This window comes from Pseudomonas sp. FH4, assembly GCF_000510915.2.
GTDB classification, from domain to species: Bacteria; Pseudomonadota; Gammaproteobacteria; order Pseudomonadales; family Pseudomonadaceae; genus Aquipseudomonas; species Aquipseudomonas brenneri.
Window position 1 is genome coordinate 24,800 of the sequence record NZ_AOHN01000028.1, and the last position, 15,967, is coordinate 40,766.

Here is a 15,967-nt window from a genome sequence, read left to right on the forward strand (position 1 = left end):
CGTTCACCATGAACAAACGCATCGCCCTCAGGTTCTTCGCGAGCAAGCTCGCTCCTACAGGGCTGCCGCGTTCTTGTGTAACTTCCAGTTCAGCAAGTGTTGCTTGAAGTCATAACTGGCCGCCTGGTAGTAAGTGATCGCGCGCTGAATCAACGGATCATCACTGTTGCTCCTGGATTCCTGGCTTTCACCCAGGGCCTGGTCATGGCGGCGCAGGCCTTGGCGAGGGCTGAGGATTGCCAGGTTGGTACCGTCAAACAAGCCCAGGTGCTGATAGTTGCCGACCACCACGCGAGGTGGCAGAGGGTTGTCCTGCAGCAGATTGCGCCCGAAAAACGTCGATTCATAGCTCAGGTTCAACAGGCCCAGGAGTGTCGGGGCGAGGTCGATCTGGCTGGCCAGTTGTGCACTTTCACGGGCCTCAATCAACTTCGGCGCATAGATGAACAACGGAATCTGGTAGTTGCTGATGGGCAGGTCTTCCTTGCCTGCGCTGCCGGCGGTGTGGTCGGCGACGAATATAAAGATCGTGTTATCGAACCACGGTTTCTGGCGTGCAGCTTCCAGGAACTGGCCGATGGCATGGTCGGTGTACTTCACTGCGCCATCGCGACCGTTGCCGGACTTGATATCGATCCGACCGTCAGGATAGGTATAAGGCCGATGGTTGGAAGTTGTCATCAGTTGCAGCAGGAACGGCTGCCGCTTGGCGTAGTCGGCGTCGGCCAGCTTCAGGGTTTGCCTGTAGAGATCTTCATCGGCCATGCCCCAGGCATTTTTGAAGCTGATGTCTGCTTCCGCGACGCTGCTCTGGTCCACCACTCGGTAACCATTGCCACTGAAAAACGCATTCATATTGTCGAAATAGCCACGGCCACCGTAGACAAACACGCTGTCATAGCCGATGGCGCTCAGCTGTTGGCCCAGGCTGGCAAAGCCGCTCTCCCGGCCAATGCGCTTGACGATAGAGCGGCCCGGTGTGGGTGGAATAGCCAGGGTGATGGCCTCCAGGCCCCGGTCGGTTCGGGTGCCGGTGGCGTAGAAGTTATTGAAGTACAGGCTCTGTTTGCGCAAGGCATCGAGATTGGGCGTCAGGTTGCGCTCATCGCCATTGCTGCCCATGTATTTGGCGCTGAAGCTTTCGATGGTCACTAGCACGATATTGGGTTTGCGCAGGGTGCCGGGGTTGTCGATGGCGCGGCGGATATCCAGTGGGTCGCTGCCGATAAAGCGCGCATTCGGTTCGCTGAGTTCGGCGCGTAGCTGGCGGGCCACGACGTCGGCCGGCAGGCTTTTGTAGAACTGGCTGTAGTCCAGTTCATTGTTGCGGAACGCCGCGAAGAATTGGTATGGGCCGTTGCTGGCCAGTTCGTTGTTATAGGCGTTGCCGCCTTGGGTTCGTGGACTGTCCTGGCTAATCAATTGCAGGCTCAGGCCGGCAACCACCAGCAATCCCAGGGCATTGAGCAGGCGTCCACGCATGGCCGGCAGAGGCGAGTCGAGTGCTGCGTTGAACAGTTTGCGCAAGGCCAGGCTCAAGACAATCGCCAGGATTGCCAACAGGCCCAGCAGTTTGCCGATCGGGTAGGACTCCAGCAGGTTGTTCAACACTTCATCGGAATACACCAGGTAATCCACGGCAATAAAGTTGAAGCGCACACCGAACTCATCCCAGAACAACCATTCGGCCACGGATGTGAACAGCATGGCGAACAGGCTGACGGTCAGTACACCTTGCAGGAACCAGCGATGGCCGCGTCGCCGCCATAAAGCCGGCGGGCATAGCAGCAGGTACAGGCCCAGGGGCAGTGCGGCATAGGCCAGGAAACCCAGGTCGTAAAGCAGGCCCACGCCGAACACCGGCAGCAGGTTGCCGCTGACCTCATCCAGGTGGGTGATGAGCAGTAGGCTGCGGGTCAGCAGAAAAATGACCAGCCAGGTGCTGGTCAGCAGTAGCAAAAAGCGCATTGGCGCAGTCTTGGGCAGGCCCATGTCTGTATTCCTGAGAGCGATGGGCGGCGATATTCGCCCCGGCACTGTGGTCAGCTTGTGAACCTATAGTGAAAAACTCGTTAAGCAGGTTAATCGGTTGAAAACAGTAATCGGTTGCCCGTTCAGGTCTAGCGATAAGCCATACTTGGCCGTAAGCTGCGCGAGCCAACACGGCCGTTACCGCGTACGGAGACACTGCCCATGCGAATTTTATTGGTTGAAGACAACCGCGATATTCTGGCCAACCTGGCGGATTACCTGGGGCTCAAGGGTTATACCGTGGACTGTGCGCAGGACGGTTTGTCGGGCCTGCACCTGGCCGCCACCGAGCATTACGACCTGATCGTGCTCGATATCATGCTGCCCGGCATTGATGGCTACACCCTGTGCAAACGCCTGCGTGAAGATGCGCGCCGCGATACGCCGGTGATCATGCTCACTGCCCGCGATCAATTGGATGACCGCCTGCAAGGCTTCAAGTCGGGTGCCGACGACTACCTGCTCAAGCCATTTGCCCTGTCGGAACTGGCCGCACGCATCGAAGCCGTGCTGCGCCGCGCCCAGGGTGGTGGTCGGCGAGAGCTGCAAGTTGGCGATCTGTCCTACGACCTCGATACCCTGGAAGTGACCCGTGAAGGGCGCCTGCTCAAGCTCAACCCGGTCGGCCTGAAGTTGCTCGCGGTGTTGATGCAGAAAAGCCCTCACGTCCTGCGCCGCGAAGTGCTGGAAGAGGCCCTATGGGGTGATGATTGCCCGGACAGCGACAGCCTGCGCAGCCACGTCCACCAACTGCGCCAGGTGATCGACAAGCCATTCGCCAAGCCGCTGCTGCAAACCGTGCATGGCGTGGGTTATCGCTTGGCCGAGGGCCGTGATGGAGTTTAAGCAAAGCCTTGCCCAGCGGATCATCATCGCCTTTGCGCTGATGAGCGCGCTGGTGGCGGGGGCCTTCGCCATGGGCATCGTCGCCACGGTACACCTGGTGGAAGAAAAATTGATTTCGGCGGGCCTGGGCGGCGACCTGCAACGCCTGCTGTTGATGGACAGTGTCGAAGACTGGCGTCACCGCCCCGAGCCGGACCAATTGTTCTACTTCAGCGGCGGACCTGGCGATTTTGAATTGCCCAAGGACTTGCGGCATCTGGACGCGGGCTTTCATGAGGTGTTTCGCGAAGAGCTTTCCTACCATGCCATGGTCGAGATCGTCGACGGTCGCCGCTATGTCCTGCTGCAAGACCAGAGCGATTTCGAAGAGCGCGAGCGCGTGCTGTTTGCGGTGGTGCTGGTGGGGTTTGTTCTCAGTCTGGCGCTGGCGGTATTCCTGGGCTGGGTCCTGGCCCGCAAGGTGATGGCCCCCGTGGTGCGCCTGGCGCGCCAGGTACGGCATCGTGACCAGTTGTTGGGCTTGGCCCCGCCGTTGGCCCCGGACTACGCGGCTGACGAAGTCGGCGAACTGGCGGTGGCCTTCGACGCGACCCTGGGCCGTCTGCGCCAGGCCCTGACCCGTGAGCGTTTGTTCACCAGCGACGTCAGCCATGAGTTGCGTACGCCCTTGATGGTGTTGGCCAGCTCCTGCGAACTGCTGTTGGAAAACCCGGCTATTGATTCACGGGGGCGCAAACAGGTCGAGCGGATCGCCCGGGCCTGTGAGGAGATGCGCGAGCTGGTGCAGACCTTCCTGATGCTGGCCCGTGCCCAGCATGACGACACCACGATGTCACCCCAGATCAGCCTGTCCGAGGTTGCGGAGGGCTTGCTGGGGATCTGGCGCGACCCGATCGAGCGCAAGGGCATCGAGTTGTTCTACCAGCCGGGTAACCCACTCGATACCCGCTACAACGCCACCTTCTTGCATGCAGTCATGGGCAACCTGCTGCGCAATGCCCTGCATTACACCGAACATGGGTTTATCCGCCTGACCCTGGAGCCGACGGGCTTTGTGGTGGAAGACAGCGGTGTGGGGATCCCCGAAGACAAGCGTGAGGCGATGTTCGAGCCGTTTGTGCGCGGTAACGAAAAGCGCGGTGACGGCCTGGGCCTGGGGTTGTCCCTGGTCCAGCGCATCTGCGAGAGCCAAGGCTGGGTGGTCAGTCTCAGCACCATGGAACCCAGTGGCTGTCGCTTCCATGTTGAATTGAGCCTCGGCAAACCCTGATGCCTTTCCTGCCCCTGTTCTTGGGGCAGACTCTCTCCTGTTCGGCGAAGATGGCTTCATGCCATGCTTTTTCCCTGTAAAACTTTGTAATTCTTTACGGTTGGACGGGACGTTTTTTTCACAAAGGGTTGACCTTCGGATGACGTGCGACTGCTTAAGGTTGTAGGCATCAGTCCAGGAGACCCGTTGATGGCTACCCCGATCAAGCTTGAATTTTCCGAAAAGTACGACAACCAGCACGCTCAGGAATACTTGCTTAAACATCAGGACACCCTGGCACGCCGGCTATCCCACAAACGTGACGAGCAACTGGCCCGTGGTGCGCTGGCGATGGCCGGCGAGCCGGGCCTGGTATTGGATTTGCCGTGCGGTGCCGGGCGTTTCTGGCCGCTGCTGGCTGAAAAACCCAACCGGATCATTATCGGTGCGGACAATTCCGAGTCCATGTTGAACATCGCCATGGGCGCGCAACCGGCTGAAGTGGTCAAGCAGGTACGGCCCTTGCAGACATCAGCCTTTGATATCGATTTGCCAGATAACGCAGTGGACAGCATTTTTTGCATGCGCCTGTTGCACCACATCGGCGAGCCTGCGCACCGAATGGCGATATTGAAGGAGTTTCAACGAGTTACCCGCGATAGCGTGATCATTTCGTTGTGGGTGGATGGCAATTTCAAGGCCTGGAAGCGCAAGCGCCTGGAAGTGCAGCGCCGCAACAAAAGTGAGCAGGAGAGTTACCGAAATCGATTTGTGTTACCGGCTGCTACTGTTGAAGCTGAGTTTGAGCAAGCAGGTTTCCGCGTCCAGGAATATCTGGACTTCATACCGCTGTACGCCATGTGGCGAGTGTATGTATTGCGCAAGAGGTAGCAGGATGGCCGTTGAGTACGTAGCAGGCAGTCACGTAGCACCTGAAGAACGGTTTGATTATTTTTGGCGGCAGCAGGGCGAGTGGGTCGAGGAACCCAATCGACGTCGGGGTGGCGAAAGCGGTGTACAGCGGGTGATCGGTACCAATGGGCGTTTGCTCTACAGCAAACGCCAGACGGGCCATACCTACCGCAGTTGGTTGCATCCCTTTGGGCGGCCGACGGTGCTACGTGAGCGTGATGCGCTCAGGGGCCTGCGCTTGCTGAATGTAGGCGTCCCGGAACTGGTGTTCTGTGGGGCCCGCCGTGATCCCGAATATCAATGGACTGCCTTGCTGGTGACGGCGTCCCTGGATGGCTTCGACGAAATCGACAACTGGTACGCCGCAGGTGGCCGCGAACAATACGGTGAACGGGTACACGAGCGCCTACTCCAGGAGCTGGCGCAAACCTTGGCACGCATGCATAAGGGCCGCTGGCAGCATGGCTGCCTGTACAGCAAGCATATCTTTGTGCGGGTCTGCGGGGAGGGCGAGGAGGCCACGGTCGAAGTGGCGCTGCTGGATCTAGAGAAATGCCGCCAACGCCTGACCGCCCGGCGCGCCGCTGCCCATGACATGCAGCAATTACGTCGCCATTCGTCGTGGAATGCCGCCGACTGGCAAAAACTCAGCTACTTTTACGAAACGGCGTTTGGCAGCGCTATCAAGGGTTTAACCTAATGAAGCTAGAAATAGCACGAGGTTTGTTTCTGTTGGGGGCCTTGGGCATCGCTTCCCTGGCCCTGGCTACCTGGGAGCAGCCTCGTACAGAAGTCCTCAGCGCGGAGCACAGTGGCGGGCAATGCCCGTTGCCGCGGATCGCCAAGGCCGCGGGGGTGACTCAGCCTGATCATCAGCTGTTGCTGTTTATGTTTGGGTTGTCCCAAGGGATGAGGCCTGCGAGTTGAAGAGATTGATGTCCTTATAAAAGGCCTCGCAGTGCGGGGCCTTTTGTTTTTTTGCGTGTCTTGCGAGCAACAGCAGCGCCAGAGCGCTGAGCTATATCCCTTGTAGGCGCTAAGGGCGATACGCGCACTCAATCAATCCGCCAAGGGATCACGCTTAGCCAACAACGTATACACACACGGCAACACAAACAAAGTAAACAGCGTCCCCACCGACATCCCCGTAGCAATCACCATCCCGATATCAAACCGACTGACCGCCCCAGCCCCAGTAGCCAAGATCAACGGCACCATGCCAAACACCATCGCCGCCGTGGTCATCAATACCGGGCGCAGGCGAATGGCCGCCGCTTCTTCCACCGCTTCACGGGGTGTCAGGCCCTTGTCCTTGCGCAACTGGTTGGCAAATTCGACGATCAGGATCCCATGCTTGCTGATCAGCCCGATCAACGTCACCAGCCCCACCTGGGTGTAGATGTTCATGCTCGACCAGCCGAGGAACAACGGGATCAACGCGCCGCAGATCGACAGTGGCACCGTCACCAGTATCACCAGCGGGTCACGGAAGCTCTCGAACTGCGCGGCCAGCACGAGGAAGATGATCGCCAGTGCCAGGCCAAAGGTGACCCACAGCGCACTGCCTTCCTGGATGAACTGGCGCGACGCGCCGCTGTAGTCAAAGGCGTAGCCGGCCGGGGTTTCTTCGATGGCAATCTGGCGCACGGTGTCGATGGCTTCGCCCATGCTGACAATCGGAAAGCCCGAGATCAGGGCCGAGTTGAGTTGCTGGAACTGATTGAGCTGTCGCGGCCGTGCGCGGTCGCTGACGCTGATCAAGGTCGACAGCGGCAACAGTTCGCCCTGGGTGTTTTTCACGTAGTAGTTGTTCAGCCACTCGGGGTTATCCCGATAGGCCCGTTCGACCTGGGCGATGACCTTGTAGCTGCGCCCGTCAATGGTGAACCGGTTGATTTCGGCCTCCGCCAGCAAGGTCGCCAGGGTGCTGCCCAGATCCTGCATCGACACCCCCATCTGCGCCGCTTTGGCGCGGTCGATGTCCACCACCACCTCGGGTTTATCGAACGCCAGGTCGATATCGACAAAGGCAAACTTGCCCGACTCCATGGCGCGTTTCTTCACGCGGTTGGCCACTTGCAGCAATGACTCATAGTCATTTGGTGTGTTGATCACAAAACCGAAGGGCAGGCCTTCGCCGGTGCCTGGCAGCGAGGGCAGGTTGAAGCCGAACACTTGCAAACCGGGGATCTGCTCCAGGCGTTTCTGCACTTCAGGCAGGATCTGCATCTGCGTGCGGTCGCGCTCGTTCCACGGTTTGAGCAGGAAACCGCCAATCCCCGATTGCACACCATTGAACCCATTGATCTGGAACGAGGAGTAGTACTCCGGGAAGTCCTTGAAGATCGTGATGAACTCGTCGGTGTAGGTGTTCAGGTAGTCCAGGTTGGTCGGCTGCGGCGCGCTGGCCATCATGAAGATGATGCCCTGGTCTTCGTCCGGGGCCAGTTGCGACTGGGTGAACTTGAGGAACACTGGGATCAGGCACAGCACGATCAAGGCAAACACAATTACCACCGGCCGGGTGTTCAAGGTGCCGTGCAACAGGCTCTGGTAGCGGCGCTTGAGGCCTTCGAAGATCCGGTCCAGGCGATGGGCCAGGCCCGTGGGGTTTTCATCGTGGCGCAACAGCAAGGCACACATCATCGGAGACAGGGTCAGGGCGACGATGCCGGAGATCACCACCGCGCCGGCCAGGGTCAGGGCGAATTCCTTGAACAACGCCCCGGTCAATCCCTCCAGGAAACCGATGGGCGCGTACACCGCCGCCAGGGTGATGGTCATCGACACCACCGGCACGGCAATCTCCCGCGCGCCTTCCAGCGCGGCATCAAGTGGCGTCTTGCCTTGTTCGATATGGCGGTGGATGTTCTCCACCACCACAATCGCGTCGTCCACCACCAGGCCGATGGCCAGCACCATCGCCAGGAGTGTCAGCAGGTTGATGGAGTAGCCCATCAACTGCATGAAAAACAGCACGCCAATCATCGACAGCGGGATGGTGACCACCGGGATCACCACCGAGCGCAATGCCCCGAGAAACAGGAACACTACGACTATCACGATCAGCACGGCTTCAAACAGGGTTTTGACCACCTCGTTGATGGACGCCTGGATAAACAGCGTGGCGTCGTAGGCAATTTCTGCCTTGAGATTGGGCGGTAGCTGGGATTCCAGCTCCGGCATGATCTTGCGTACTTCCTTGATCACATCCAGCGGGTTGGCGCTGGGAGTAGCCTTGATGCCGATGTACACCGAGGGCGTGCCACCAAAGGAGCTGATGGCGTTGTAGTTCTCTGCGCCCATTTCCACCCGGGCCACGTCACCCAGCAGCACCCGGCTGTCGCCATCGGTCTTCACGGTGATGGCGGCGAAGGCTTCGGCGGTCTTGAGGTCGGTATTGGCGTTGATGCTGGTGACGACATACTCGCCCTTCACTTCGCCGGCGGCGGAGAGATAGTTGTAGTTGCGCACGGCATTGGTGACGTCACCGGCGCTCAGGCCGAAACCGGCGAGCTTGACCGGGTCCAGCCACAGGCGCATGGCAAATACCTGATTGCCGAGGATCTCGGCTTCGGCCATGCCGGGCAGGGTCGCCAGTTTGGGCTGGATCACCCGCGACAGGTAGTCGGTGATCTGCGGGTTGCTCAGTTGCTGGCTGGAGAAACTGATGTACATCAGCGCCGAAGCATCCGCAGCCTCTTTGCTCAATACCGGATCTTCAGCGTCTTGCGGCAGCTTGTTCTTCACCTCGTTGGCCTTGGCCAGCAGTTCGGTGAACAGGCGGTCGCTGTTGGCGCCGATCCGCGCATAGATGGAAATCACCGAGAAGTTCTGGCGACTGACCGAGGTCATGTAGTCGATGCCTTCGGCGCTCGCCAGGCTTTGTTGCAAGGGTTGTGTGATGTAGCCCTGGATCGTCTCGGCATTGGCCCCGGGGTACGCGGTGGTCACAGTGATCAGGGCGTTTTCCATGGACGGGTATTGGCGCAGTGGCAGTTTGCTGTAGGCCTGGAAACCCAGCAGCACGATCAGCAGGCTGACCACCATGGCCAGCACCGGGCGGCGGATAAACGTATCGGTAAACGCCATGGCTCAGTTCCTTGAACCGTCGTTGCGCGGGGGTTGGCCCGGGGCGGCCGGCAGGTTTTTATCCGCGGTGATGGCGATATGCGCACCGGTGTCGAGCTTGATCTGCCCGGCACTCACCACTTGCTCGCCACTGCTCAGGCCCTTGCTGACCAGCACCAGGCCGTCGCGCCGCTCGCCGGTCTCGATAAACCGTCGTTCGGCGATCAATATCGGTTGGCCATCGGCTCCTTTTTCGAGGCTGCCGTCCTCGGCCTTTTTCTGTGCGACCACGTAGGCTGAGTTGCCGTAGAGGGTGTAGGTAATTGCACTTTCCGGCACCACCACCTGCGCTTGTGGGTCGGGCAACAGCACTTGCAGGTTGCTGAACATACCCGGTAGTAGTTGATTGTCAGGGTTGGCCAGGGTGGCGCGTACCAGCACGTTACGGGTGCTGCTCTCGACTTTGGGGTTGATGGCGCTGAGGGTGCCGGGGAAGGTCAGTTTCGGGTAGGCCGAGACTTGCACCTGTACCGCCTGGCCGACGGCCAGTCTGGGCACCGCTTGTTCAGGCACATAGAAATCCACATAGAGGCTGCTCAGGTCCTGCAAGGTGGCGATCACCGTGCCGCTGGCCAGGTAGTCGCCCACGTCGACCTGGCGAATGCCGATGGTGCCGCTGAACGGTGCGACGATGTGTTTCTTGGCCAGGGATGCCTTGAGCTGGTTGACCGTGGCCTTGTTTTTTTGCAGTTGCGCCGAGAGTCGGTCGAACTCACCCTTGGAGATTGCCTGGCTGCCCACCAGTTGGCTGCCGCGCCCGTAATCGAGCTGGGCCAGGCCCAGGTCGGCCTGGGCGGTTTGCAGCAGGGCGTCTTCCACCGCGCTGTCCAGTTGCACCAGTGGTTGCCCGGCCTTGACCTTCTGCCCGGACTCGAACTGCACGGCCTTGACGGTGCCGGCGATCTCCAGGGCAAGGTTCACCCCTTGCAAGGCCTTGAGCGTGCCCACCGCCGGCAGGCGCTGTTGCCAGGGTTGTTCGACCGCCGTGGCCACCGCCACGCTGATCGGCGGTTTGGGGGCGGAAAAGACCTGGATCTGCTGGTAAATGGAGAAGGCCTTATAGCCCCCCAGCAGCAGGACAATCAACAGCACAACGGCCAACATGATCAGCATGCGACGACGCAGCATATTCCGGTTCCTTGGAAAAAACTGAGGCAGACGAAGACGAACGATTTGGCACATTACTCCGAGTTTCGGGGGGATTCCAACTGGTAAATTTCACAACCTGAGGGCAGGCTCAAGCGCAATGGTTTCGGGGCGTCCAGGGGTGAGAAAGGGTTGTCAGTCCTTTCTCTCAAGGGTGTGTTCCAGCCGGTTGTCGCGCTTGGCCAACGCCGTATACACCGACGGCAGGACAAACAAGGTGAACAACGTCCCGATCGACATGCCGGTGGCGATCACCATGCCGATATCAAACCGACTGACCGCGCCCGCACCGCTGGAAAACACCAGTGGGACCACCCCCAGCACGGTAGCGATGGTGGTCATCAACACCGGCCGCAAGCGGATAGCGGCGGCCTCCTCGATGGCGGCACGCGCCGACAGGCCTTGTTCCTTGCGCAATTGATTGGCGAACTCGACGATCAGGATGCCGTGCTTGCTGATCAGGCCAATCAACGTAACCAAGCCGATTTGCGTGTAAATGTTCAACGTGGACCAGCCCAGGAACAGCGCAATCAGCGCACCGCATATCGACAGCGGCACGGTCACCAGGATCACCAGCGGGTCACGCAGGCTTTCAAACTGGGCCGCCAGCACCAGGCCGATAATTGCCAGTGCCAGGCCGAACGTACCCCACAGCGCATTCCCCTCTTGTACAAACTGGCGCGTGGCGTTGCTGTAGTCGAAGGTGTAGCCCGTCGGGGCCTCCTCCAGGGCGATGGCTTGCACGGTCTCAAGGGCGTTGCTCATGCCCACAATCGGATACGCCGAGACCAGCACTGAATTGAGCTGCTGGAACTGATTCAACTGCCGGGGGCGGACCTCTTGGCTGGAGACGGTGATCAGTGTCGACAAGGGCAATAATTGGCCTTTGGCCGTTTTTACGTTGTAGTGACTCAGCCAGTCCGGATTGTCCCGGTAGGTACGCTCGACCTGGGCAATGACCTTGTAGAGATTGCCATCAATCCGAAACCGGTTGATTTCCGTTTCGGCCAGCAGCGTCGCCAGGGTCAGGCTCAGGTCTTCCATGGATACGCCCATCTGCGCGGCCTTGGCCCGGTCAATGTCGATCACCACTTCAGGCCGGTCGAATGCCAGGTCGATATCCACATAGGCAAATTTCCCCGAGTCGATCGCCCGTTGCTTGACGCGCTCGGCCACCTCCAACATCGATTGATGATCCTGCTGGGAACTGATGACAAAGCCAAAGGGCAGGCCCTCGCCCGTACCCGGCAAGGACGGCAGGTTGAAGGCAAAGACTTGCAGGCCGGGGATGTTATCGAGCTTTTCGCGTAGCGGCACCATGACCTCCATCTGTGAGCGCTCGCGTTCGTCCCAGGGCTTGAGCAGGAAACCGCCGACGCCCGAATGCACGCCATCCAGGCCATTGATCTGGAACGAGGCCTGGTACTCGGGCACGGTCTGGAACTGCTCGATAAAGTCCTGGGTGTAGGTGTTGAGGTAGGCCAGGTTGGTCGGCTGCGGTGCACTGGAGAGGATGAAGATCAGGCCCTGGTCCTCATCGGGGGCCAACTCCGACAGGGTGAACGTGAGCATGGCCGGAATCAGGCCGAGGACAAGCAGGGCGAATACGATGACCACCGACTGTGCCTCCATGATCTGATGCAGCCGCCGCTGATAACGCTGTTTCAGATTGTCGAAGAGTCGCTCCAGGTGCAGGTGCAGGCCCTGCGGCTGTTCTTCAGGGCGCAGCAGCAGGGCGCACATCATTGGTGACAGCGTCAGCGCGACGATGCCGGAAATCACCACGGCGCCGGCCAAGGTCAGGGCAAACTCCTTGAACAGCGCACCGGTCAACCCCTGGAGGAAGCCGATGGGGGTATACACCGCGGCCAGGGTGATCGTCATGGAAATCACCGGCATGCACACCTCCCTGGCGCCCTTGATTGCCGCTTCGAGGGGCGATCGGCCTTTTTCGATATGCCGATGGATGTTCTCCATCATCACAATGGCATCATCGACCACCAGGCCGATGGCCAACACCATGGCCAGCAGCGTCAGGACGTTGATCGAGTAACCCATCAGTTGCATGAAGAACAGTGTGCCGACCAGTGACAGGGGAATGGTGATGACGGGAATCACCACCGAGCGCAACGAGCCAAGAAACAAAAACACCACCAGCACCACAATCAGGATGGCTTCCATCAGGCTCGACAGCACATGGTCGATAGAGGCGTTGATATACAGCGTCGAGTCGTAGGCGATATCCGCTTGCAGGTGCGGCGGTAACTGCGCCTGCAAGTCCGGCAACAGGTCGCGTACGCGCTTGCCCAGCTCCAGCGGGTTGGCATCGGGGGTTGGCTTGATGCTGATATAAGTTGCGGGCAGACCGTTGAATGAACTGAAACTGTCGTAGTTCTGCGCGCCCAATTCCACCCGCGCCACATCACCGAGGCGTACCTGGCTGTCGCCATTGGTTTTCAAGGTGATGGCCTTGAAGCCTTCAACCGTTTGCAGTTCGGTATTGGCCGTGACACTGGTCACGACAAACTCACCGGTGGCGTCGCCGGCGATAGACTGGACGTTGTAGCGCTTGACGGCCTGCGTTACATCGCTGGCGCTCAAGCCAAATCCCGCGAGTTTCAGCGGGTCCAGCCACAGGCGCATGGCAAAGCTCTGGTTGCCGATGATCTGGGCTTCGGCCATGCCCGGCAGCGTCACCAGCCGAGGCTGCACCACCCGCAGCAAGAAGTCGGTGATCTGCGCATTGTTCATGGTGTCGCTGGAAAAACTCAGGTACATGAGCGCGGTGTTGTCTGCCGCGACTTTGTTCAGGACCGGATCTTCAATCTCCCTGGGTAGCTGGTTCCTCACTTCATTGGTCTTGGCCAGCAGTTCGGTGAACAAACGGTCGCTGTCGGCACCGACCCGGCCATAGATTGAAATAACGGACACATTCTGGCGGCTGGAGGAGCGCATGTAGTCGATGCCTTGCGCACTGGCCAGGCTTTTCTGCAGCGGTTGTGTGATGTAGCTCTGTACGGTCTCGGCACTGGAGCCCGGAGCAAGCGTGGTTACGGTAATCAGCGCATTTTCCATCTGGGGGAACTGGCGCAGGGGTAATTGCCCGTAGGCCTGCCATCCCAGCAACACGATCAGCAGGCTGACAACCAGGGCCAGCACGGGGCGGCGGATAAACAGGTCGGTGAACGTCATTCAGCGTTCTCCCGCTGAGTGGTCAGGGGCCGTTCAGCAGGCTGGTTCTTGTCGATACCGATGCGTATCGGGGTACCGTTTTGCAGCTTGATCTGGCCGGCGGTGACGATCTGTTCGCCCTTGTTCAAGCCCTTGGCAATCACGATCTCGCCGGCGCGCCGTTCGCCGGTTTCGACCAGGCGTTGTTCGGCGATCAGGACCGGCTTGCCCTCGCCATCGAGTTCGTCGCGTCCCTCGCTGTTTTTGCGTGGTGTCACGACGTATACATACTGGCCGTAGGGGCTGTAGGCGATTGCGCTCTCCTGAATCACCACGTGCACGGCCGGGTTGGCCAACAGCACCTGCAAGTGGGCGAACATCCCCGGCAGCAGGTCGTTGGACGGGTTGCTCAAGGTGGCGCGCACCAACACATTTCGGGTGTTGTCGTCGACAATGGGGTTGATGGCGCTGACGCTGGCGAGACTGACCAGCCCTGGCCGCGCCGAAACTTCAATCTGCACCGCCTGGCCGACTTCGATCAGTTGCACGGCTTGCTCAGGCACATGGAAGTCCACGTAAAGGCTCTGGGTGTCCTGCAGGCTGGCGATTACCGTGGCGCTTTGCAGGTTGTCGCCGATATCGACTTGGCGAATGCCGATCGTGCCGTCGAACGGGGCAACGATGCTTTTTTTGGTCAGGGCCGAGCGGCGCTGGGCAACCAGGGCGTTGTTGCGGTTGAGTTCGGCAGACAGCCGATCGAACTCGCCTTGGGAGATGGCCTTGATCCCCACCAGTTTCTGCCCGCGCTGGAAATTCTGCCGCGCCAGGCTGCGGTCAGCCAGGGCCACGTCCAACTCGGCCTGTTCGGTCTGGTGTTCGAGTTGCAGCAGGGTTTGCCCGGCCTTGACGGCTTGCCCCGAGTCGAAATGCAGATGGGTGACGATGCCGGGCACCTCGATACTCAGGTTGATGCCTTGCAGCGCCTTGAGTGTTCCCGCCGCTGGCAATTGGCGCTGCCAGGTTTTTTCGACGGCATTGGCGACCGCCACACTGACGGGCGGCTTGGGCGCATGCAGCAACTGCAACTGTTGGTAAACCCAGAATGCCTTATAGCTGGCGAGCATTAGCACGGCCAACAGGACAATGCTGAGCATGGTAATCATCCGGCGGCCCGGCATAGGTTCTTCCTTGTGAGGGTGACGTGGTGCGGGGGACGCACGCTGAGCCACGCAGTCTTCACGAGAAAAGCGGGTGCTATAAGGCGGAAATTCGCGAGTACCTGTAAGAAGGCTGATCCCTCGTTGAGGGCGCTTTCGCAGGCTGCGTAGGATTTGTTCTGGTGGATGGGCTCCCAGGTGTCAGCCTGGGAGCGATGCAGTGGTTTCAGGCCAGATGCAGATGGTTATCCCAAAACCCGGCGGGCAATTCCAGGGGCTTGGCCACCAGTTGTGGCTGCCGGCAATCGTAGAAGCGACAACGGCCCTGGCCCGAGGTCACGACAAACCCGTCTGCCACCGCACCCACGCCGGCGCAGTCGGGCAACGGCCCGTCCAGACGCAGTTCGCCGCTGTCCATGTCCCAGATAAAAAAGCGATTGCCCCGTGGTGCGGTCAGTGCCACCAGGCGCAACTCACTGTGCACAGCCACGCTGGCGGTGTAGTGCCCCATGGCCTGCAACTGCTCATCCGCCACCGGGAACGCCACGAACGGTTGCCCCGGACGCTTGATTGCCAACAATTCGGATCGCTCCTGCGAAGGCCCCATGAACTGCTGTCCGGTGAGGATCGTGCCATCGCTGGCGATCCCCATATGGCGCACGCTGTTCATCTGTTGGCCGAGGGTTTCCTTGCTCAACAGCGTACCGTCGCGCTGCATCAGCACCAGGCTGGGCTCCATGGCGTTGAGGTTCATCTCGACCCGGCTTTCGGCCTCGGTGCGAATACCGCCATTGGCTACGATCAGGGTTTCTCCATCGGGCATCCACGACACCTGGTGCGGGCCGATGCCGTGGGTGGAGATCTCGCCACGGTGTACCAGGCGTTCACCTTCGAACTTGTATACCCCCAACAGGCCGCGACCGGGGTCGGTGGTGTCGTTTTCCGTGGCGTACAGCCAGTCGCCGCTCTTGTGGATCACCGCATGCCCATAGAAGTGCCGGTTGGCCTGGGACGTCACGGTTTGCAGCAGCGTGCCGTCGCGCAGGTCTACCAGGTAGCTCTCGGTGCCCGGGCGGCGGGCCACGAACAGGGCGATGGGCAGGGTCGGGTGGTTGATGATGTCGTGGCAGCGCTGGCCGACCTGGGTCGCGAACACCTGGCTGCCGTCCAGGCGATAACCGACGGCGTAGTGCTTGCCGTCGGCATCATCCCGGGCCGACAGCAGCAGCGGGCTGTCGCCCTTGCGCTTGAACAGCGTCCAGCCGCCCAGGGTGATTGCACTGAGCAGCACGCTGCCGATGGCCAAAGCCTGTCGCCTGAGCAT

General features: G+C 60.0%; 11 protein-coding genes. 5 read left to right on the forward strand and 6 right to left on the reverse strand.

The window, feature by feature from the left end:
* Nucleotides 1-54: 54 nt before the first annotated feature.
* Nucleotides 55-1,992, reverse strand: coding sequence for an LTA synthase family protein (locus H097_RS21785; RefSeq protein ID WP_032862423.1), 1,938 nt, complete (start codon nucleotides 1,990-1,992; stop codon nucleotides 55-57).
* A gap of 201 nt (nucleotides 1,993-2,193) precedes the next feature.
* On the opposite strand from H097_RS21785, the gene colR reads away from it, so the two are divergent.
* The 5 genes from colR to H097_RS28895 all read left to right on the forward strand — a co-directional run bounded on the left by colR (nucleotide 2,194) and on the right by H097_RS28895 (nucleotide 5,965).
* A complete protein-coding gene (gene colR / locus H097_RS21790; protein WP_029295378.1) occupies nucleotides 2,194-2,877 on the forward strand; it encodes a two-component system response regulator ColR in 684 nt (227 codons plus the stop codon).
* On the forward strand, nucleotides 2,867-4,147 hold the full coding sequence (locus H097_RS21795; RefSeq protein ID WP_032862424.1) for a HAMP domain-containing sensor histidine kinase: 1,281 nt from the start codon (nucleotides 2,867-2,869) through the stop codon (nucleotides 4,145-4,147). The genes colR and H097_RS21795 overlap by 11 nt, the downstream gene beginning before the upstream one ends.
* 189 nt (nucleotides 4,148-4,336) lie before the next feature.
* Nucleotides 4,337-5,017: a class I SAM-dependent methyltransferase gene (locus H097_RS21800; protein ID WP_032862425.1), complete on the forward strand. Its 681-nt coding sequence runs from the start codon at nucleotides 4,337-4,339 to the stop codon at nucleotides 5,015-5,017.
* Nucleotides 5,018-5,021: 4 nt separating this feature from the next.
* Complete coding sequence (locus H097_RS21805; protein WP_032862426.1) at nucleotides 5,022-5,738, forward strand: lipopolysaccharide kinase InaA family protein; 717 nt, start codon at nucleotides 5,022-5,024, stop codon at nucleotides 5,736-5,738.
* A complete protein-coding gene (locus H097_RS28895) occupies nucleotides 5,738-5,965 on the forward strand; it encodes a hypothetical protein (protein WP_032862428.1) in 228 nt (75 codons plus the stop codon). Before H097_RS21805 ends, H097_RS28895 begins: the two co-directional genes overlap by 1 nt.
* A gap of 132 nt (nucleotides 5,966-6,097) precedes the next feature.
* On the opposite strand, the gene H097_RS21815 is transcribed toward H097_RS28895, so the two are convergent.
* The 5 genes from H097_RS21815 to H097_RS21835 all read right to left on the reverse strand — a co-directional run bounded on the left by H097_RS21815 (nucleotide 6,098) and on the right by H097_RS21835 (nucleotide 15,967).
* Nucleotides 6,098-9,130 carry a multidrug efflux RND transporter permease subunit gene (locus tag H097_RS21815; protein ID WP_032862430.1) on the reverse strand — a complete coding sequence of 1,011 codons (3,033 nt, stop codon included), beginning with the start codon at nucleotides 9,128-9,130 and terminating at the stop codon, nucleotides 6,098-6,100.
* 3 nt (nucleotides 9,131-9,133) lie between these two features.
* A complete protein-coding gene (locus tag H097_RS21820; RefSeq protein ID WP_032862431.1) occupies nucleotides 9,134-10,297 on the reverse strand; it encodes an efflux RND transporter periplasmic adaptor subunit in 1,164 nt (387 codons plus the stop codon).
* Nucleotides 10,298-10,450: 153 nt separating this feature from the next.
* Nucleotides 10,451-13,507 (reverse strand): multidrug efflux RND transporter permease subunit, encoded by a 3,057-nt coding sequence (locus H097_RS21825; RefSeq protein WP_032862433.1) that lies wholly within the window; start codon nucleotides 13,505-13,507, stop codon nucleotides 10,451-10,453.
* A complete protein-coding gene (locus H097_RS21830) occupies nucleotides 13,504-14,664 on the reverse strand; it encodes an efflux RND transporter periplasmic adaptor subunit (RefSeq protein ID WP_032862434.1) in 1,161 nt (386 codons plus the stop codon). The genes H097_RS21825 and H097_RS21830 overlap by 4 nt, the downstream gene beginning before the upstream one ends.
* A 205-nt stretch (nucleotides 14,665-14,869) precedes the next feature.
* Nucleotides 14,870-15,967, reverse strand: a complete 1,098-nt coding sequence (locus H097_RS21835; RefSeq protein ID WP_032862435.1) for a DUF1513 domain-containing protein — start codon at nucleotides 15,965-15,967, stop codon at nucleotides 14,870-14,872.